Source organism: Bacillus cereus group sp. BfR-BA-01441, assembly GCF_022663075.1.
In the GTDB taxonomy this organism is placed as follows: Bacteria; Bacillota; Bacilli; order Bacillales; family Bacillaceae_G; genus Bacillus_A; species Bacillus_A cereus.
In genome coordinates this window covers 1-220 of record NZ_JAKUEU010000423.1, presented here as the reverse complement: position 1 = coordinate 220, position 220 = coordinate 1, and the positions used below count along the sequence as shown (strand labels likewise).

Below are 220 nucleotides of genomic sequence, written 5' to 3'. Positions count from 1 at the left end.
AGCTAAAGCTGTTGCAAGTAAACCTAGACCAGCATATTTCATTGTGTTGTCTTCTTGACCACCTGTTTGTGGAAGTGGTTGTTCAGGTTTAGGTTGTTCAGGTTTAGGCTGCTCTGGTTTAGGTTGTTCAGGTTTAACCTCTGGTTTTACCTCTTTGAACTTCACTGTTTGTCCCATATCTTCAATATCAGAGTGAATTGCTACTAAGACATCATTTTGA

The 220-nt window shown here is 39.5% G+C and carries 1 protein-coding gene; it reads right to left on the bottom strand.

The window, feature by feature from the left end; all coding sequences use genetic code 11:
- On the bottom strand, positions 1-220 hold a 220-nt coding region (locus tag MR107_RS31060; protein ID WP_242293227.1), incomplete at both ends, for an LPXTG cell wall anchor domain-containing protein.